We start from the raw sequence: 19,964 nt of genomic DNA, 5'->3' as shown, positions 1-19,964 counted from the left end.
CGCCACGCGCTGCGTGCAAACGGATGCGAGGATTTTTTTTGATGGGCATCGAGATCGAACGCAAGTTTCTGGTCTGCAGCGACGCCTGGCGCGCCGCCGCGCACAAGGTGGTGCCGATGGCGCAGGGCTACCTCAACGACTTGGCGCAGGTGGAGTCGGGCGCGATGCAGGCCTCGGTGCGGGTGCGCATCGAGGGCGACGCCGCCTTCCTCAACATCAAGTCGCGCGAGGCCGGCCCGCGCCGGCAGGAGTTCGACTACCCGATCCCGGTCGCGGATGCGCGTGCGCTGCTGGCGCTGTGCGTCGGCGGCCTGGTCGAGAAGAACCGCCACTACGTCGAGTACGCCGGGCGGCTGTGGGAGGTGGATGAATTCCTCGGCGAAAACGCCGGGCTGGTGGTGGCCGAGGTCGAGCTGGAGGCGGAGGATGCACCGCTGGCCAAGCCGGACTGGGCCGGCGCCGAGGCGACCCATGCGCAGCGCTACTACAATCTGGCGCTGGCCGCGCGGCCGTACTCGCAGTGGCGCGAGGACGAGCGGCGTGCATTGGATCTGCAGGAGGTGGCGACATGCTCCTGATCGGCATCGCCGGGCATACGCTCACCGCGCGCGAACGCGACCTGCTGGCGCACGAGGCCTGCGCCGGGGTGACCCTGTTTTCCCGCAATTTCGCCTCGCGCGCGCAGGTGACGGAGCTGGCGCAGGCGATCCGCGAGGCCGCGCCGCGACCGCTGCTGGTGTGCGTGGACCAGGAAGGCGGACGCGTGCAGCGTTTCCGCGAGGGCTACAGCGCGCTGCCGGCCCTGCACGGGTTCGAGGCGCTGTACCGGCGCGATCCCGAGGCCGCGCTGGCGTTGGCGCGCGAGCATGCCTGGCTGATGGCCAGCGAACTGCGCGCCAGCGGGATCGACCTCAGCTTCGCCCCGGTCGTGGACCTGGCGCGCGGCAACCGCGCGATCGGTGACCGCGCGTTTGCTGCCGATCCACAGGTCGTGGCCGCTTTCGCGCGCGAGTATGTCGCCGGTATGCACGAAGCCGGCATGGCCGCCACCCTCAAGCATTTTCCCGGGCACGGCTCGGTGCAGGAGGACACCCACTTCGACGCGGCGGTCGATCCGCGCTCGCTGGAGGAACTGCGCGCGCACGACCTGGTGCCGTTCGCCGCCGGTATCGCGGCCGGCGCCGATGCGGTGATGATGGCGCACGTGGTGTATCCGCAGGTGGCGCCGCAGCCGGCCGGATGCGCGCCGCGCTGGATCGGGGACGTGCTGCGCGGCGAGGTGTCCGCCGGCGGCCTGGGCTTCCGCGGGGTGGTGTTCTCCGACGACCTCGGCATGGCCGCCGCCGACGCCGCGGGCGACCTGCCGGCGCGCATCCACGCCCACCTGGACGCCGGCTGCGACGTGGCGCTGGTCTGCCAGCCGCAGCAGGCCGAGGTGGCGCTGGCGGCGCTGGAAGGGCGGCGCGGGAATACGCTGGCGTTGGCCGCGCTGATCGGGCGCGGCGCGTTGGGTTGGGATGGCTTGCTGGCGCAGGCGCGTCGCGGCGAGGCGCAGGCGCGCCTGCACGCGCTGCAGGCGCCGGCATTGGAGACGGGCGTCCTGTCGGGCGCGGTGCATTCGGGAGACGTGGCATGACGGTACCAACCCTGGCCGAGGCGCTGGCCTCCGCCCATCGGCTGTTCGATCGCGCGGCGCTGGAAGCCGCCATCGTGCGCATGGCCGGCGAGATCCGCGCCGCCTACGCCGACGGCGAGGTGCCGCTGTACCTCACGGTGATGAACGGCGGGCTGCCGTTCGCGGCGCAGCTGGCGTTCGCATTGGGCGAGCGCGGCCTCGACCTCGAGTTCGATTACCTGCACGCGACCCGCTACCGCGGCCAGACCAGCGGCTCTGGCCTGGCCTGGCTGCACCGGCCGGCGACGCCGATGCAGGGGCGCAAGGTGCTGCTGGCCGACGACATCCTCGACGAGGGCCACACCCTGCTGGCGGTCAAGCAGTGGTGCGAGGACCAGGGCGCGGTCGAGGTGCGGGTGGCGGTCCTGGCCGAGAAGATGCACGACCGCTGCGTGGAAGGCATCGCCGCCGACCACGTGGGCGTGCGGGTGCCCGATGCCTACGTGTTCGGCTACGGCATGGACTTCCACGAGCAGGGGCGCAACCTGCCGGCGATCTATGCGCTGGGGGATCATTGAAATTGCGATGGCAGACGTGCGTGCCGGCTGCGCTTGGACGGACTCTCGGCGGCATGGATGCCGCCGAGAAGCCTACATGGATGTATTCACGGCGTGTCCGGCGAAGCGCGGCCGGTGCGTGCGTCTGCCTGCGACGAATACGGAGTAAACGATGACCATCGAACTCGCGGTGATCGGCGGTACCGGCGTGTACGCACTGGGCGAACTGGCCGGCGTCGAAACCCACCAGCCGGTGACGCCCTACGGCGCGCCTTCGGGCCCGGTGCGGGTGGGGCTGTATGCGGGCCGGCGGGTGGCCTTCCTGGCCCGCCACGGCGAAGGCCACTCGCTGCCGCCGCACCGCATCAACTACCGCGCCAACCTCGCCGCGCTGAAGGCGCTGGGCGCGCAGCGGGTGCTGGCCCTGAATACCGTCGGCGGCATCACCGAAGCCTACGGCCCGCGCGTGCTGGCGTGCCCGGACCAGCTCATCGACTACACCTGGGGCCGCATCTCCACGTTCTGCGAGGAGCCGGGCAGCGAGGTGCTGCACGTGGATTTCGGCGATCCCTACACTCCTGCGCTGCGGCAGCAGGTGCTGGCCGCGGCGGCGCGCGCCGGGGTGGCGGTGGTGGATGGCGGCTGCTACGGCGCGACCCAGGGCCCGCGCTTGGAAACCCGCGCCGAGATCGCGCGGATGCGCCGTGACGGCTGCGACCTGGTGGGCATGACCGGGATGCCGGAGGCCGGGCTGGCGCGCGAGTTGGGGCTGGACTACGCCTGCCTGGCGATCGTCGCCAACTGGGCCGCCGGGGCTGGGCCGGACGTGGACGAGGTGATCACCCTGCAGGACGTGCTGGACAACGTGGCGGCGGCGATGGCCGGGGTGCCGCCGCTGCTGCGTTCGCTGCTGGTGGAGTGAGGGCAATCTCGAGGTGCGCGCGCGGCTTGCGCGGGCAGTCGGTTCGGGCATACTCGCGCGGTGCCGCCGCAAGGCGGTACGCCCCCACCATCCGGTTCCATCACCACCCGCATCCGCAAGAGGTCTTCGCATCATGCAGTACGGCACCGTGAAGTGGTTCAACGACGCCAAGGGCTTCGGCTTCATCGCCCCCGAGGACGGCAGCGCCGACGTGTTCGTGCATTTCTCCGCGATCGACGCCAAGGGCTTCCGCAGCCTGCAGGAAGGCCAGCGCGTCAGCTACGAAGTCCAGCAGGGCCCGAAGGGCGCGCAGGCGGCAGGCGTCAAGCCGGCCTGATCCAAGCCCCTCGCCGCATTCCGAACCCCGCCTCGCGCGGGGTTTTTTTCGCGCGCGTGCCGTCGCTTCGTGTTGTTGTCCTGCATGCGCAAAAAACAGGGCCCGCCGAAGCGGGCCCTGTTCGCATCGAACGCTGGGAGAAGAAGATTACTTCTTCTCGCCCTCGGCGGCCGGAGCGGCAGCGGCGTCGGCGGCCGGAGCGGCAGCGGCGTCGGCAGCCGGAGCAGCGGCGGCGTCGGCGGCCGGAGCGGCAGCGGCGTCGGCAGCCGGGGCCTCAGCGGCCGGGGCAGCGGCGGCGTCGGCGGCCGGAGCAGCCGGGGCCTCGGCGGCCGGGGCAGCGGCGTCGGCGGCCGGAGCAGCCTCTTCCTTCTTGCAGGCCGACAGGGCCAGGACGCCAGCGGCGAGGAGCACGAAAAGCTTGTTGTTCATGGAAATCTCCAGAGGGTTGACTGATGGAACAGCTTTAAGGGTGGAACTTCAGGCAACGCCAGTGCGCTTAGCGTACCGGCTTGCACCGGTGGGTCGTTCACTGACTTACGTCTTTCCCGGTCGCCCGGGGCACGAAAAAGCCGTCGGGACACCGACGGCCTTTCCGAATTCTAGCAGCAATACGCCGGTAGATCGCTCCGCCGTCGGATTACTTCTTGGCTTCCGCCGAGGTCGCAGCCTTCTCCGCCTCGTCGGCCGCTTTCTGGGCGTCCGCCGGGGTAGCGGCAGCGTCGGCCGGGGCCGCTTCCGTCGCCGGGGCAGCCGCGTCGGCAGCCGGGGCTTCGGCAGTGGCGTCGGCCGCCTGGGCGGCGGCGTTGTCGGCAGCAGCCTGCTCGGCGGCCGGTGCTTCGTTGCCGGCGGCAGCGGCATCGGCGGCGGGCTCGGACTTGCTGCAGGCAGTCAGGGCCAGGCCCAGCGCCATCGCCAGCAGGATCTTGTTGATCGACATGATGCGGTTTCCTCGTCTGAAATTGGGCAACGCAAGAATCGCGTGCCCTACCATGATGACGTGCTGGTGTCGCGTGTCAAGCGGTTGACCGAAAATTTCCCGTTCAGCCGTTCTCCGCGCGGCGCTGGTCACGCCAGTTCGATCGCCACCGCGGTGGCTTCGCCGCCGCCGATGCACAGCGAGGCGACACCGCGCTTGCCCCCGCGCGCCTGCAGGGCGTGCACCAGGGTCACCAGCAGGCGCGCGCCGGAGGCGCCGATCGGATGGCCCAGCGCCAGCGCGCCGCCGTTGACGTTCAGCTTGTCGTGCGGGATGCCGAGGTCGGTCATCGGCGCCATCGCCACGCAGGCGAAGGCTTCGTTGACCTCGAACAGGTCCACGTCGCCCACGCTCCAGCCGGCCTTGTCCAGCACGTTCTTGATCGCGGCCACCGGGGCGGTGGTGAACCACTCCGGCGCCTGCGCGTGGGTGGCGTGGGCGACGATGCGGGCCAGCGGCTTGGCGCCCGCGGCGGCCGCGGCCTCGGCCGACATCACCACCAGCGCGGCCGCGCCGTCGGAGATCTTGGAGGACGAGGCGGCGGTCAGCACGCCGTCCTTGCCGAACGCCGGGCGCAGGTCGGGGATCTTGGCCGGATCGATCTTGCCCGGCTCTTCGTCCTTGCTGATGACGGCCTCGCCCTTGCGGGTCTTGACCGTCACCGGCGCGATCTCGGCGTCGAACGCGCCGCTGGCCTGCGCGGCCTGCGCGCGGCGCGCGCTTTCCGCGGAGTAGGCGTCGATGGTCGCGCGGTCGTAACCGTACTTGCCGCAGGCCATGTCGCCGAACACGCCCATCGCCTTGCCGTCGTAGGGGTTGGTCAGGCCGTCGTAGGCCATGTGGTCGAGGAACTCGGCGCTGCCGTAGCGGATGCCGGTGCGCGAGCCGTTGAGCAGGTGCGGGGCGTTGGTCATCGACTCCATGCCGCCGGCCACCACCGCCTGCGCGGAGCCGGCCCGGATGATGTCGTGCGCCAGCATCACCGCCTTCATGCCGGAGCCGCAGACCTTGTTGACGGTGGTGCAGCCGGCGGCATCCGGGATGCCGGCCATGCGCGAGGCCTGGCGCGCCGGGGCCTGGCCGAGGCCGGCCGGCAGCACGCAGCCCATGATCACTTCATCCACCTTGTCCGCCGGCAGGCCGGACTGCGCCAGTGCGGCGGCGATGGCGGCGCTGCCCAGCGCCGGGGTGGGGGTGCCGGTGAACTGGCCGAGGAAGGAACCGATGGCGGTGCGCTTGGCACCGACGATGACGACGTCGCGCATGGGAAGCTCCGGGATGCGTGTGGCCGTGGGGGCCGGGAAACCCCGATTATGGCGCGAATCGCGTTCGCATGCTGCGTTGCCGCATGGTGCTGGCGTTGCGCCCGCCGGGGCCCTCGGCTTACAACATTGGCGGCGGATGCGCGGCACCATGGGCGGTGCCGGCCTCCGGGGAGCCATGCACATGCCGATCATCCAGACCCTTCCTGCGCGCCGTCCGCTGGCGGCGCTCCTGCCTTGCGCCATCGCGCTGCTGCTGGCCGCCTGTGGCGGCGGTGGCGGAGGGGTGCGGTCCTCGCCGCCGCCGTCGCCGCCCACCACGCCCGGTGGCGGCATCGGCTTCACCCCGACCGTGGCCAACGACAGCAGCCTGGTGGTGAACCCGCCGGCCATTCCCACCCTGGCCGGGCCGGCCAGCCTGCCGCAGTACAGCCAGCATCTGGTGCTGACGAATGCCGCCGGCGCACTGGGCGCGGGGCTGAAAGGGCAGGGCGTCACCATCGGACTGGTCGATACCGGGGTGAACCGGCAGAACCCGGCGCTGGCCGGGCGGGTGACGGCCAGCTTCATCCACGTCGATCCGGCCACCAACAACACCAGCGTGGACGACGTCGTCGGGCACGGCACGGTGGTCGCGGAGATGGCCGCAGGCAAGGGCATCGGCAGCTGGGGCGGCGGGGTGGCGCAGGGCGCGAACATCGTGTCCTCGCGCATCATCAGCGATGCGCCGCCGGTGGACGATGGCTCCGGCGCCGGCAACGAGATCCACGCCGGCGAGGGCTACGGCGATTTCTTCCAGGCCATCAATGCCGAGCTGGCGAATGCCGGCGCGAAGATCATCAACAATTCCTGGGGCGGGCTGTACTGGAACGACCCGGCGCTGACGACGGAGCTGGCCAACGCCTGGCGCGATTTCGTGGTCAACCGCGGCGGCATCATCGTGTTCGCCAACGGCAACAGCGGCGGCGATCCGCGCTATGCCGGCGAGCCGTCCGACAACGCCCGCCTGCCGACCCTGGCCAATGATCCCTTGCTGGAAAAGGGTTGGCTCACCGTGGGCGCGCTGGACCCAAACAATCCGACCCAGCTCACCTCGTATTCGCAGCAGTGCGGCAGCGCGATGAACTACTGCCTGGTGGCGCCGGGCAACGTGGTCTTCATCGACCCGCAGGCCAAGGTCGGCGATGCCAGCTATGCGCTGTACCAGGGCGGCGGCACCTCGTTCGCGGCGCCGCAGGTCGCAGGCGCGGCGGCGGTGGTGTGGTCGGCCTTTCCGTATCTGAGCAACGACCAGGTGCGGCAGCTGCTCCTGGGCGGGGCCAAGGACCTCGGCGCGCCCGGGGTGGACCCGGTGTTCGGCTGGGGCCTGCTGGATGTCACCAAGGCGGCGATGGGGCCCAGCAATTTCGCCTGGGGCGATTTCAGCGTGGCGTTCTCCGGCAACTCGGTCTGGCGCAACGAGATCGTCGGCAGCGGCGGCTTGATCAAGGGCGGCAGCGGCATCCTGACCCTGGCCGAAGCCGGCCGCTTCACCGGCGATACCCGCGTCGATGCCGGCGGGCTGGACGTGCGCAAGGGCCTGCGCGGCAATCTCGCGGTGGCCGATGGCGCCACCGTGTGGGCCAGCGGGGCGTTCGGCGGCAATGTCGCCAACAGCGGCCGGTTCCTGGTGGGGGCCAGTAATCCGGCCACCATCGCCGGCAACTTCCAGCAGGCATCCAGCGGCAATCTGGGCGTATGGCTGGGCAGCCCCTTGCTGGTCTCTGGCAGCGCCAGCCTGGCTGGGACGATGTCCATCCTCGGCGTGAAAACGGGCTACACCACCAGCGCCAAGGAGACCCTGCTGAGCGCCAACGGCGGCGTCAGCGGCACCTTCTCCAGCCTGAAGGCGGCGCCGAACGTGTTCCTCGACGCCAGTCTGGGCTACGACCCCACCCACGTGTTCCTCAACATCAACCGGATCGACGTCAGCAAGGCGGTGGCGGCGCTGGGCTTGACCGGCGTGGCCGTTCCCAGCGCCGTGCGCGTGGAATCGGCGATGCAGGCGATCGACGCCCAGCTCGGCGGGATCGCGCCGGGTGGCATTGGCGCGGCCTTCATCGACGCGGCCGGGGCGTTCCAGCAGACGGCCAGCGCCGGGCAGGCCTCACTGTCGCTGCGCAGCCTGTCCGGCCAGTTGCACGGCGCCTCGCTGGCGCTGATGCTCGAGGGTATCGCGGCCAGCCAGCATGCGCTCGGCCAGCGGCTGGATGCGCTGATGGAACGGCCGGCGCAGGCCGGTGGCTGGTATCGCGACCTGGCCGGCGGTGGCCAGCTGGCGCAGGCCGGGTTCGACGCGGTGACGCTGGACACCCGCGGCGAGCTGGTCGGCCACGATTGGCGGCTGGGCGACTCGGCGCTGCTGGGCCTGGCGATCGATCGCCAGCAGCAGGCGAGCTGGCTGGGCGCGCTGGGCGACCGCAGTTTCGGCGTGCAGCGCGAGGTGCAGCTGTACGCGGCGGCCTGGCGCGGGCCGTGGCAGGCGCAGGCGTCTCTGGCCAGCGGCAGCGTCCAGCGCCAGATGCAGCGCAGTCTGCTGCTGGGCGGGCTGCAGGACCACGTTGGCAGCCGCCTGTCCGGCGGCTACCTCGGGCTGTCGTTAGAACTGGCCCGCCGGCTGCAGGCCGGTCCGCTGACCTTGCGCCCGTACCTGGCCGGCGATTACGTGCGGGTGGCCAACGACGGGTTCGCGGAAGCCGGCGCCACCGGTTTCGGCCTGCAGGCGCGCGCCTGGGACAGCCGCCGCTGGCAGGGCGCGGCCGGCCTGCGCGCCGAGCGCGGCTGGCGCAGCGGCGACGTGCAGTGGACGCTGGATGCATGGATGGAATGGCGGCGCACGCTGGCGAGTGCCGGCACCGCCTTCGATGCCAGCTTCACCGGGCTGGAGCAGTGGGCGCCGCTGCAGGGCATGGCGCTGTCGCCTCGGGCGCGCCAGTTCGGCCTGGGGCTGGGCGCCCAGTTCGGCCGCCACGGCCTGCTGCGCTTCGACCTCGGCCGCCGCGACGACGGCCTGCGCCAGACCGGCATGGCCCAACTGCAGGCCGGCTACCGGTTCTGAAGGTTTGTGTTTTGAGGCGACGGCTCCGCCTTGCCCGTCCATCGCGCGACAGGCGCGCCACGGACGGGCAGGGGTTGCCGGTCAGTTCTTGCCGGCGATCGGGATGATCGAACGCACCGTCACCTGCTGGCCGTCGGGCGTGGTGAACGCGGTCTGCGCGGTCTGCACGTAGCCCTGCTTGGCCTCCGCTGCCAGCAGCATGTCGCCGGCGGCGCGGTCGGCTTCGCGCGTGGCCGCGGCCATGCGCACGCCCGCCGCGGTGGCATTGAGATCGGCGGCCATCGCGTTGGCGGCTTCCTTGCGGCGATCGGCGTGGCGCACATGCGCGACCTTGGCATGCTTGGCCATGCGCGCGTCCTTCACCGCGCGGTTGGCTTCGCGGTCGGCGGCGGCCATGTCGTTGCCGGCGGCGGCGGCGTTCATGTCGGCGGCCACGGCATTGGCGGCGGCCGCGGCCTCGGCCTGGCGGGCGACGGTCTTTTCGGCGCTGGCCTTCTTCTGCGTGGCCTGCTGCGGCGTGGGCTGGGTGGCCAGGGCCGAGGCGCTGGCCAGCACCAGGGTGCCCAGCAGCAGGGTGTGGGTGATCGGGGCAAGACGGGTCTTCATGGCGTTCTCCATCGGTATCTGTGGGGGGCGTGGGGCCCGGCCATGCCGGCGGCGGTTCCACGTGTTCAGCATCCGCCCGCGCCGGTTAATCGCGCATGCACCGTGGATGAAAGATTGGTCATGATCTGGCCACCCATCGGGATGGGGATCGGAATGGCGATTGGGGTGCCGGCCGTGGTCGCCGGGCCGATGCAGGAAGCACGAAGCCCGCCGGAAGGGCGGGCTTCGCGGGGTACTACCGGGGTCGTCGTGGCCGTCAGTGGTTGCCGGCGAACAGTTCGCGGCCGATCAGCATGCGGCGGATCTCGTTGGTGCCGGCGCCGATGGCGTACAGCTTGGCATCGCGCAGGATGCGCCCGGTCGGATATTCGTTGATGTAGCCGTTGCCGCCCAGCGACTGGATGGCCTCCAGCGCCACCTGCACCGCCGCTTCGCTGGCGTGCAGCAGGCAGGCCGCGGCGTCGATCCGGCTCTTGTGGCCGGCATCGTAGTCGCGCGCCACCTGGTAGGCGAAGGCGCGGCTGGACTGCAGCGCGGTGTACATGTCGGCGATCTTGGCCTGCATCAGCTCGAAGGTGCCGATCGGCTGGCCGAACTGGCGGCGTTCGCGCACGTAGGGCAGGGCGATGTCCAGCGCCGCCTGCATCAGCCCGATGGGGCCGCCGGACAGCACCAGGCGCTCGGTGTTCAGGCCGCTCATCAGCACCTTCACGCCGTTGTTGACCTCGCCCAGCACGTTCTCCTGCGGGATCTCGCAGTTCTCGAACACCAGCTCGCAGGTGTTGCTGCCGCGCATGCCCAGCTTGTCCAGCTTCTGCGCGGTGGAAAAGCCCTTCATGCCCTTCTCGACGATGAAGGCGGTCATGCACTTGCTGCCCAGCTCGCGGCTGGCGGTGCGCATGTACACGATCAGCACGTCGGCCTCGGGGCCGTTGGTGATCCACATCTTGTTGCCGTTGGCCACCCACACGTCGCCCTTGAGCTCGGCGCGGCAAGCCATCGAGCCGACCACGTCGGAACCGGCACCGGGCTCGCTCATCGCCAGCGCGCCCTTCCACTCGCCGCTGCACAGCTTGGGCAGGTACTTGGCGCGTTGCGCGGCATTACCGTTGGCGTAGAGGTTGCTCACGCACAGGTTGGAGTGCGCGCCGTAGCTCAGGCCGACCGATCCGGAGGCGCGGCTGATCTCCTCCATCGCCACCAGGTGGGCCAGATAGCCCATCTCGCTGCCGCCGAACTCGGCGGGGATGGTCAGGCCCAGCAGGCCCATTTCGCCCAGCTTCGGCCACAGGTCCTGCGGGAACCAGTTGTCTGCATCCACCTGCGCGGCGCGCGGGGCGATTTCGGTATCGGCGAAGCGGCGGACCGCTTCGCGCAGGGCGTCGATGTCGTCACCGAGGGGGAATGGACGCATGGGATTCCTCGTGGATGTCGAAAGCGCGCGATGCGCGCGGTATGCCGCAATTGTAGTCGGGACCCCGACTGTGCCGGCGTTGCCAACGAAAACGCCCGGCTTGCCGGGCGTTTCGTCGAAGAAGCTCGGTTTGCCAGGCCCCCTCGAGTCAAGGGGGCGCTGCGACAGCGGCGGGGTTATGGAAGCCAATCCAGAATTGATCGGGCAACGCCCGATCAATTGCCGCGGATGCGCCCCTGGAAACGGGTATGGCCACGGCCCAGCGGCAGCTTCAGCTTGCCGATCTTCTCGATGCGCTCCTCGGCCAGGCGATCGGCGGCCTTGTAGGTCGGGATGCCGTCGCGGTCGGAGATCTCGTAGATGCGCGCGAGGTTGTGGTAGATCGTGCGCATCATGCGCATGGCGCGCTCGCGGTTGTAGCCGTCGAGCTCCAGCGCCACGTTCATCACGCCGCCGGCGTTCACCGCGTAGTCCGGCGCGTACAGGATGCCGCGCTTGACCACCTCGTCGCCGATCTCGTTGCTGGCCAGCTGGTTGTTGGCCGCACCGCAGATCACCTTGCACTTCAGGCGCGGCAGGGTCTGCTCGTTGATGGTGCCGCCCAGCGCGCACGGCGAGTACACGTCGGCCGGCACGTCGTAGATCTCGTCCAGCCCCACCGCCTCGGCGCCGTACTCGGACACCGCCTTGTCTACCAGCGCCTGGTTGATGTCGGTGACGAAGATCTTGGCGCCGCGCTCCTTCAGCAGCTTCACGTATTCCATGCCGACGTGGCCCAGGCCCTGCACGGCGTACACGTACTTGCCTACGTCCTCGTTGCCGAACTTCTTGTTCAGCGTGGCCATCAGGCCCTGCAGGGTGCCGTAGGCGGTGAACGGCGAGGGGTCGCCGGAACCGCCGTGCACCTGGTGCACGCCGGTGACGTACTCGGTCTCGCGGTACACGTATTCCATGTCGTTGACGTCGATGCCGACGTCCTCGGCGGTGATGTAGCGGCCGCCCAGCGATTCCACGAACTGGCCGAACGCGCGGAACAGCGCCTCGGACTTGTCGGTGGCCGGGTTGCCGATGATCACCGCCTTGCCGCCGCCGATGTTCAGGCCGGCCACGGCGTTCTTGTAGGTCATGCCGCGCGACAGCCGCAGCACGTCGTTGAGGGCTTCCTGCTCGCTCTTGTAGGGCCACATGCGGGTGCCGCCCAGGGCCGGGCCCAGCACCGTGTTGTGGATGGCGATGATCGCCTTCAGGCCGGCGTCCTTGTTGTGGCAGAACACGACCTGTTCGTGGCCGTAGGTGTCGAGCGTCTCGAAGATCATTGCAAAGCTCCGGCCGGCGCCGCACGCAGCGGAACCGCTGGCAGTTGGGAGGAAACGGGAATGTGGGCTGCGGCAGGGGCAAGCCGCCCGTCGCAGCCGCGCATTTTAGGCCATTCCTCCAGGCCGGGCCTGCATACGCGGGGGTATGGCTCCCGCGTCCCCCATTCAGCCGGGGCTCTTCGGCGCTTTGAAGCCCGCGCACGGGTCGGGCCGGGTGGTCGCCGGGATGCGCTCCACGGCGTCGAATGCGGTCGCGTTCGACGTCGGCTCCAGGAAGCCCACCGCGCGGGCCGGCAGCCCCTGCTGGCGCAGCCAGAACGGCACCGCGATGTCCCGGCGCACGTGGCCATTGCCGGCGATGAGCACGATGCCATCGGCGGCATGCGTGCGCAGGGTCTCCGCCATCACCACGTCGCGCGCGATCTGCGCCTTCGCCATCGGCGCCACCAGACTCTCCGGCAGCGCGCCGCAGTGGCTGTCGCGCACTTCAGTTTCCTGCGCGGCCAGCACATCCGCGGGCAGCGCATCCAGCCGGTAGCGCGCGATGAGCCCCGCCGGCAGCGCGGCGGCGAAGCCGTCCTCCACCACCTTCGCCGCATCGCCGCGGGAGAGGTTGGCGGCGTACAGCGGCAGTTTGTATTGCAGCGCCAGCGCGATCACCGGTTCGTAGTAAGCCCAGGTCCATCCGGCCTTGGCCGGCGCTGCACGCGCGATCACGCACGCAGCATCGGCGCATTCGCGCATGGCCGCGTCCAGCGCGGGCTGCGCATCGGTGTCGAACTGCTCCATCGCGATCGCCGGCCGCCAGCCCGCTTCCAGTTCCTTGCGCAGCAGCGCCGCGCGCGCGGCGTGGCCGGCGGCGCTGTCGTGCACCTCGCCCAGCAGCAGGATGCGCGGCGTGTCGGCAGTGGCCGGCGGCACGTGCCGGCAGGCGCCGGTGGCGAGGAGGGCGAGCAGGGGCAGCGGCAGCAGCAACGTGCGCAGGCGCATGGCGGAAGACCGGTTGGAAGACGGCCCATGCTAACCCTGCGCGCTACAATCCACAGATTGCCATTCATCGATCCGTGGATGCCCCCCATGAGCACCCCCGCCACCCAGATTCCCGCGCAGCAGACTGATGCCACGCCGCTGCGCTTCGTCACCGCCGCCAGCCTGTTCGACGGCCACGATGCCGCCATCAACATCATGCGCCGGCTGATCCAGGCGCAGGGCGCGGAGGTCATCCACCTCGGCCACAACCGCAGCGTGGAAGACGTGGTGCGCGCGGCGTTGCAGGAAGACGCCGACGCCATCGCGCTGTCGTCCTACCAGGGCGGCCACGTCGAATACCTGAAGTACATGGTGGACATGCTGAAGGCGCGCAACGCCGCGCACATCCGCGTGTTCGCCGGCGGCGGCGGCACCATCACGCCGGAGGAAATCCGCGAGCTGCAGGCCTATGGGGTGGAGCGCATCTATCACCCCAACGACGGCATGCACATGGGGCTGGTGGCGATGATCGAGGACGTGGTCAAGCGCGCCGAGGCCGCGCGCCTGCCGGCCGAGATGCCGCACCAGGTGGCGTTCGAGGACGAGATCGACATCGGCCGCATGCTCTCGGCGATCGAGGAATCGGCGGTGCCCGAGGCCGAGCTGGCGCGCCTGCGCAAGCACTGGCAGCTGGCCGGCCACAAGACCCCGGTGGTGGGCATCACCGGCACCGGCGGCGCCGGCAAGTCGTCGGTCACCGACGAGCTGCTGAACCGCTTCCTGGCGCAGTTCCCCGACATGCACATCGCGGTGATCAGCGTCGATCCCACCCGCCGCCGCACCGGCGGCGCGCTGCTGGGCGACCGCATCCGCATGAACAGCCTGCGCAGCCCGCGCGTGTTCATGCGCTCGATGGCCACCCGCCGCCAGCACGCCGCCACCAACGTGGTGCTGAAGGACTGCATCGCGTTCCTGAAATCGCTGGGCTATGACCTGGTGATCGTGGAAACCGCCGGCATCGGCCAGAGCGATTCGGAAATCGTGGACCTGGTCGATTTCCCGATGTACGTGATGACCTCCGACTTCGGCGCGCCCAGCCAGCTCGAGAAGATCGACATGCTGGACTACGCCGAACTGGTGGTGCTCAACAAGTTCGACAAGCGCGGGGCCGAGGACGCCCTGCGCGACGTGCGCAAGCAGTGGAAGCGCAACCGCGTGAAGTTCGACCTGAAGGACGAGGACGTCCCGGTCTATCCGACGATCGCCAGCCAATTCAACGACCCCGGCCTGAACTGGATGTTCGTAAATCTCTGCCGCCTGCTGCGCGAGGAGCTGGCGCTAGATGCGGGCAAGTGGACGCCGCACATCGACACCACCCTCAAGGAGCCGCGCGCCACCGTCCTCATCCCCGGCAACCGCGTCCGCTACCTCGCGGAGATCGCCGAGCAGGGCCGCCAGATCAATGCCCGCATCGAATCGCAGGCGGAGATCGCCGACCGCGCGCAGTCGCTGTGGGACGCGCTGAAGGAGCTGGGCGATCCGTTGCTGCCCAAGGCGTTGGACCTGTACCCGGCCGAAGCCCTCACCGAGGGCGACGACCGCAGCCTGAAGACCCTGCGCCAGCGCTACAACGACGCCATCCAGTCGCTGGATTCCGAAGCGCTGAAGCTGCTGCGCGACTGGCCGGCGCGCCTGAAGTCCATCACCGAGCCGGTGAACGAATACCAGGTGCGCGACAAGACCATCCGGGTAGAGAACTACCGCGAGTCGCTCAGCCACCAGCAGATCCCCAAGATCGCCGCGCCCACCTACAAGGCCTGGGGCGAGCTGCTCACCTTCCTGCAGAAGGAAAACCTGCCGGGCTACTACCCCTACACCGGCGGCGTGTACCCCTACCGCCGCACCGGCGAGGACCCCATCCGCATGTTCGCGGGCGAGGGCACGCCGGAGCGCACCAACCGCCGCTTCCACTACCTCAGCCTGGGCCAGCCGGCCGCGCGCCTGTCCACCGCTTTCGACAGCGTGACCCTGTACGGCGAAGACCCGGCGCCGCGCCCGGACATCTACGGCAAGATCGGCAACTCCGGCGTCAACGTGCCCACGCTGGACGACATGAAGAAGCTGTACTCCGGCTTCGACCTGTGCGCGCCCACCACCAGCGTGTCGATGACCATCAACGGCCCGGCGCCGATCATCCTGGCGATGTTCATGAACACCGCCATCGACCAGCAGGTGGAGAAATACCTGAAGGCCGATCCGGCGCGCTGGGCCGAGGCGCAGAAGAAGATCGACGCCCTGTTCGAGAACAAGCCGCGCCCGCGCTACGAAGGCCCGCTGCCGGAAGGCAACGACGGCCTGGGGCTGGCCCTGCTCGGCGTCACCGGCGACCAGCTGGTGGATGCCGAGACGTACGCCAAGATCAAGGCCGAGACGTTGCGCACCGTGCGCGGCACCGTGCAGGCCGACATCCTCAAAGAAGACCAGGCGCAGAACACCTGCATCTTCAGCACCGAGTTCGCCCTGCGCATGATGGGCGACATCCAGCAGTACTTCGTGGACCACGCCGTCCGCAATTTCTACTCGGTGTCCATCTCCGGCTACCACATCGCCGAGGCCGGGGCGAACCCGATCAGCCAGCTCGCCTTCACGTTGTCCAATGGCTTCACCATCGTGGAGTACTACCTGGCGCGTGGGATGAAGATCGACGACTTCGCGCCCAACCTGAGCTTCTTCTTCAGCAATGGCATGGACCCGGAGTACACCGTCATCGGCCGCGTGGCCCGCCGCATCTGGGCCCGCGCCATGCGCGAGCGCTACGGCGCCAGCCCGCGCAGCCAGATGATGAAGTACCACATCCAGACCAGCGGGCGCTCATTGCACGCGCAGGAGATCCAGTTCAACGACATCCGCACCACGCTGCAGGCGCTGTACGCGCTGTTCGACAACTGCAACAGCCTGCACACCAACGCCTACGACGAAGCCATCACCACGCCCACGGAAGAGTCCGTGCGCCGCGCCGTGGCCATCCAGATGATCATCAACAAGGAGCTGGGGCTGAACTTCTGCGAGAACCCGTGGCAGGGCAGCTTCATCGTGGACAAGCTCACCGACCTCGTGGAAGAGGCCGTCTACAAGGAGTTCGAGGCCATCAGCGAGCGCGGCGGTGTGCTGGGCGCCATGGACACCATGTACCAGCGCGGCAAGATCCAGGAAGAAAGCCTGTACTACGAACACAAGAAGCACGACGGCAGCCTGCCGCTGGTGGGCGTCAACACCTTCCTGCCCAAGGAACACGGCGGCGACATCGTCACCGAGATCGAGCTGATCCGCTCCACGGAAGAAGAGAAGGCGCAGCAGATCGCGAACGTGGCGGGGTACCAGGGCAACCGCAACGGCTATGCGACCGAGGGGCTCAAGTCATTGCAGGCGACCGCCCGGGAGCGGCGGAATGTGTTTGAATCGCTGATGGAGGCGGTGAAGACGCATTCGCTGGGGCAGATCAGCCATGCGTTGTATGAGGTGGGTGGGGAGTACAGGCGGAATATGTGATGCTCCGCGCACGAATAGAAGAGCCCGCCTATTGGCGGGTTTTCTTTCTAGTTGACGGGAGGGGGTATGGAAGAAGTGCGTCGGATTAAGTCTTGGCAAGAACTCGAAATGAGAGATCTTGTCTACGCCTATCGAAAGGCTAAGGCGGATTCCTATTTCGATCGATCGTTGCACGTATCTCAGGAATTTGTTTCTTATGAGAAAGCGCTTTCGAAAAACCTACGGGATCTCCTGGGTGAGTTGCAAAGCGGTAGGCTTTCGGATGCCTTGGCGCGAAATTTTGGCGGTCATCGATTAGTTCCTAAAAAGCTAGCGCGGAAGCGACGAGATGGATGGAGAGAAAGTCATGCATATTTTTCTGATCCAAACCGCGCCTTCCGATACCTATTGGATTCTGAGGAGCTGACGCCAGAATTCCGCCTTGTCGGCGTTTTTTCTGTTGAGCTTCACGTCTTGTCGGCGCTGTGGATCAACCTAGTTGGTCATCTCTTTGACGAGCGGCTTAGGCCTAGCGCTTATGGTTCCCGACTGAGAAGGTATGGGAAGGCAAGGTCTCTTGGTGGTGAAGTGGGGGAGTATCACCTAGGGGCGCTTGGTTCGTTCCAACCTTATTTTTCGCCCTACAAGAGCTGGAGAGACAACGGCCTCAATGCACTTAAGAATGGGTTGCAGAAAGGTGAAGCGCTAATCGCGGTTTCTTTGGATTTCAAGAACTACTACCACACGATCGATCCGAGCTTTCTCGCGCTCGATGGCTTCCAGAAAGCTATCGGTGTGGATTTGAACGAATTTGAGACTGCATTCACGCGCGATTTTTCGGGTTTCTTGTCTCAGTGGTCAGTTCAGGCGACTCAAGAGTTGGGGGTATACGCGAAAGCAGAGGATGGTTCGCAATTGGTCGGAGGGTTGCCAATTGGGTTGTCGGCAACTCGCCTAATCGCCAACTGTCTGTTGGCAAAGTGGGATGATTTTGTTGAGCGACAGCTGTCTCCCGTGTATTACGGTCGGTATGTGGATGATGTTCTGTTGGTGCTAAAGGACCCGGGTGATATCAATTCCGCTGGACTAATGGATCTCTTGGTGAAGCGGTCAGAGGGCCTGATCAAGAAATCGGGCGATGAAGGTTGGGATGTTGTGCTTGGCGAGGATTACCAAGCTGGCTCGCGCTTGGCATTCCAAGACGGGAAGCGCAAAGTGTTTTTTTTGTGCGGCCAAGGTGGCTTGGATCTATTGGAAAGCATTGAGAAGGAAATACGCAGCGTTTCGAGCGAGCGCAGGCTAATGCCAGATCTCTCCATGCTCGAAGAATCAACAGCTGCTCAGGTGTTGTCCGCCGCAGGAGCCGTTGGGGATGAGGCGGATACGCTAAGGCGAGCTGATGGCCTTTCAGTTCGTCGCTTGGGGTGGTCTTTACAGTTGCGGAATGCTGAAACGGTCGCGCACGACTTGAGGCCAGAGGACTGGCGTGAGGAGCGCTCGAAGTTCTATCAGTTTGCACGGAATCACATTCTGCGAAGTGATAGGTTCTTGGATCATGCAGACTATCTTCCTCGACTTATATCGCTGGCCGTCGCGCTAGAGGATTGGGACGACGCGCTTGCATTAGTGAGAACGTCGTTCGATTCCATTGGTCGATTAATGGAGGCAGCGGAGAAGGGCGAGATTAGATACTTAAAGGTGAACGGCTACCGGTCTGAAGCCGCGAGACCTGAAGCGTGGAAATCGGTTGTACGTGGTATTGCCGAGGCAGCAGAAGAAGCGGTTCTAAGGTCGTACAGGTGGAAGGATAAGGCGCCCGTTCGTCTTAGTAGATCAGCGCGTGCTCTTTTTGAGGAAATCGGGCTTTCGTTGGATGTTTCGCAGCTCTTCTCGATAGTTCGTGACCTAAGGGAACACGATTGGGCTAAGGTTGCATACAAGGATCACGTTCGACGCTATTCGGAAGAAGTTCGGAAGGTCGAAGAGGCGGAGATCGGCATTGTTAGCTGTTATGACGGCGTTGCCGACCTGACCAATTTTCTTATTGTCTCTAAGAGTGGAGGCAGGCTTCGTCTTCGTCAGGATGAAACTGGCACCCAAGAGTCGTTATATCCATATGTCTTTGCCACTCGACCTTACTCCGCTCAAGAGATTGCTCTCTTTGTGCCCCAGTGTATTTTTGGGAGCGGAGAAGAATCCGGCGCGACGCTATGGGCGAAATATGTCCGCGCAGTGCGGGGCGTGTGGGTGAAGCCCAAGCTTATCGACGACGCAGTTGAGCTCGAGAGTTTGACGGGGAACAGCGCTGAGCAAGTGGATTCGAAGTCAAGAGTATGGACTGTAGGCAAGCCAAGTAAGTCGCCAGTGCGGCTAGGCATTACCAGCCTTCTAACCACGAATGCATCGTGGTCTTCCTGCGCCGGAGGGGTAAGCGACCTTAGTCCGGCGCGATACCGGAGACTGGTGCGACTCATCAATCAGTGTCTTAAGTTGGTCCCCCGTCCAACCCATGTCTTGTTGCCAGAGGTGTCACTTCCAGAACGTTGGATTTCAAGTATTAGTGGGCGCTTAAGAGATGCAGGGATTAGCCTTATAGCTGGTCTTGACTACGCGCGAGTCTCGGGTGGTCGCATCTATAGTGAGGCGCTTCTAATGCTTTCTGACGATCGTCTGGGCTATCCGTCCACGGTGGAGATTCGTCAGCGGAAGTGCTTGCCGGCTCCTTCCGAAGAAGAGGAGCTTTACGTCAAATACGGACAGGAGTGGGACGAGCAGCCTCCTGAGAAGCCAGTCTATGATCACAAGGGCTTCTCTTTTGGCGTACTGGTCTGTTCAGAACTGCAGAGCATCTCCTATCGACAACGTTTTCAAGGGGAAGTCGATTCTTTGTTTGTGCTTTCTTGGAATCGGGACCTCGAAACATTTGGGGCCTTAGTCGAGTCCGCTGCGCTGGATGTGCATGCATACGTTGCGCTTGTGAATAATAGGTCGTATGGAGACAGTCGCGTGCGAGCGCCGATGAAAGATGCATATCGTCGGGATTTGTGTCGCGTGCGCGGCGGTGGCGACGACTATGTCGTTGTTGTTGATATCGATGTGAACTCGCTCCGTAGCTTTCAGTCTCGCGCAAAAAAATGGCCTCGCGATAATGATCCATTCAAGCCGGTTCCTGAGGGGTTTAATGTGTCGCCGCGCAGACGAAGATCACCCGCTTAAGCGAGGAGGAAAGGTGTGGAAAAACGAAAAACGGGGTCACCATTTCGCCGCCTCCGGTCAAGTGAACGAAGAAGAGCCTCCCGCTGACCGGGCCTGCACGTTGCGTCATTGCCTGCCACCGACTCCCGGTGTGTTTGTTTGATTGAGGC

15 protein-coding genes are annotated in these 19,964 nt (G+C 66.6%); 8 read left to right on the top strand and 7 right to left on the bottom strand.

Translation table 11 applies throughout. The features are described from left to right. The first annotated feature begins 41 nt into the window (after nt 1-41). The 5 genes from EDC34_RS00975 (at nt 42) to EDC34_RS00955 (ending at nt 3,431) form a co-directional block, all read left to right on the top strand. Nucleotides 42-578: a CYTH domain-containing protein gene (locus EDC34_RS00975; protein WP_114958981.1), complete on the top strand. Its 537-nt coding sequence runs from the start codon at nt 42-44 to the stop codon at nt 576-578. Then, the gene (gene nagZ / locus EDC34_RS00970; protein WP_114958980.1) at nt 569-1,636 is read left to right on the top strand and encodes a beta-N-acetylhexosaminidase; all 1,068 of its coding nucleotides are present in this window, start codon (nt 569-571) and stop codon (nt 1,634-1,636) included. Before EDC34_RS00975 ends, nagZ begins: the two co-directional genes overlap by 10 nt. Continuing rightward, nucleotides 1,633-2,193, top strand: coding sequence for a hypoxanthine-guanine phosphoribosyltransferase (locus EDC34_RS00965; protein WP_114958979.1), 561 nt, complete (start codon nt 1,633-1,635; stop codon nt 2,191-2,193). The genes nagZ and EDC34_RS00965 overlap by 4 nt, the downstream gene beginning before the upstream one ends. A gap of 151 nt (nt 2,194-2,344) precedes the next feature. After that, nucleotides 2,345-3,094, top strand: a complete 750-nt coding sequence (locus EDC34_RS00960; protein WP_114958978.1) for an S-methyl-5'-thioinosine phosphorylase — start codon at nt 2,345-2,347, stop codon at nt 3,092-3,094. A gap of 133 nt (nt 3,095-3,227) precedes the next feature. Next, nucleotides 3,228-3,431: a cold-shock protein gene (locus EDC34_RS00955; protein WP_114958977.1), complete on the top strand. Its 204-nt coding sequence runs from the start codon at nt 3,228-3,230 to the stop codon at nt 3,429-3,431. A gap of 147 nt (nt 3,432-3,578) precedes the next feature. Here EDC34_RS00955 and EDC34_RS00950 read toward each other — a convergent pair whose 3' ends face one another. The 3 genes from EDC34_RS00950 to EDC34_RS00940 all read right to left on the bottom strand — a co-directional run bounded on the left by EDC34_RS00950 (nt 3,579) and on the right by EDC34_RS00940 (nt 5,672). Then, nucleotides 3,579-3,860: a hypothetical protein gene (locus EDC34_RS00950; RefSeq protein WP_114958976.1), complete on the bottom strand. Its 282-nt coding sequence runs from the start codon at nt 3,858-3,860 to the stop codon at nt 3,579-3,581. A gap of 208 nt (nt 3,861-4,068) precedes the next feature. Further along, complete coding sequence (locus EDC34_RS00945) at nt 4,069-4,368, bottom strand: hypothetical protein (RefSeq protein ID WP_114958975.1); 300 nt, start codon at nt 4,366-4,368, stop codon at nt 4,069-4,071. 128 nt (nt 4,369-4,496) lie between these two features. Beyond that, nucleotides 4,497-5,672, bottom strand: a complete 1,176-nt coding sequence (locus EDC34_RS00940; RefSeq protein WP_114958974.1) for a thiolase family protein — start codon at nt 5,670-5,672, stop codon at nt 4,497-4,499. A 181-nt stretch (nt 5,673-5,853) separates the two neighbouring features. Between EDC34_RS00940 and EDC34_RS00935 the strand changes: the two genes are divergently transcribed. Continuing rightward, nucleotides 5,854-8,766, top strand: coding sequence for an autotransporter serine protease (locus EDC34_RS00935; protein WP_162797644.1), 2,913 nt, complete (start codon nt 5,854-5,856; stop codon nt 8,764-8,766). Nucleotides 8,767-8,847: 81 nt separating this feature from the next. On the opposite strand, the gene EDC34_RS00930 is transcribed toward EDC34_RS00935, so the two are convergent. From EDC34_RS00930 to EDC34_RS00915, 4 genes are all read right to left on the bottom strand, one after another. Next, complete coding sequence (locus EDC34_RS00930; protein ID WP_132982822.1) at nt 8,848-9,372, bottom strand: hypothetical protein; 525 nt, start codon at nt 9,370-9,372, stop codon at nt 8,848-8,850. Between the two features lie 256 nt (nt 9,373-9,628). Further along, a complete protein-coding gene (locus tag EDC34_RS00925) occupies nt 9,629-10,786 on the bottom strand; it encodes an isovaleryl-CoA dehydrogenase (RefSeq protein WP_114958971.1) in 1,158 nt (385 codons plus the stop codon). A gap of 215 nt (nt 10,787-11,001) precedes the next feature. Then, entirely contained in the window at nt 11,002-12,102 is a 1,101-nt protein-coding gene (locus EDC34_RS00920; protein ID WP_114958970.1) for a Glu/Leu/Phe/Val dehydrogenase dimerization domain-containing protein, read from the bottom strand. Nucleotides 12,103-12,267: 165 nt separating this feature from the next. Next, nucleotides 12,268-13,092, bottom strand: coding sequence for a ChaN family lipoprotein (locus EDC34_RS00915; protein ID WP_114958969.1), 825 nt, complete (start codon nt 13,090-13,092; stop codon nt 12,268-12,270). A gap of 87 nt (nt 13,093-13,179) precedes the next feature. Here EDC34_RS00915 and EDC34_RS00910 point away from each other — a divergent pair, with 87 nt between their 5' ends. Next, a complete protein-coding gene (locus tag EDC34_RS00910; RefSeq protein ID WP_132982821.1) occupies nt 13,180-16,620 on the top strand; it encodes a methylmalonyl-CoA mutase family protein in 3,441 nt (1,146 codons plus the stop codon). A gap of 66 nt (nt 16,621-16,686) precedes the next feature. Continuing rightward, on the top strand, nt 16,687-19,815 hold the full coding sequence (locus tag EDC34_RS00905) for an RNA-directed DNA polymerase (RefSeq protein ID WP_114959262.1): 3,129 nt from the start codon (nt 16,687-16,689) through the stop codon (nt 19,813-19,815). The last annotated feature ends 149 nt before the right edge of the window (nt 19,816-19,964 follow it).

The sequence above is a fragment of the Thermomonas haemolytica genome (assembly GCF_004346265.1).
In the GTDB taxonomy this organism is placed as follows: domain Bacteria; phylum Pseudomonadota; class Gammaproteobacteria; order Xanthomonadales; family Xanthomonadaceae; genus Thermomonas; species Thermomonas haemolytica.
This window is presented reverse-complemented; position numbering and strand designations above follow the sequence as displayed.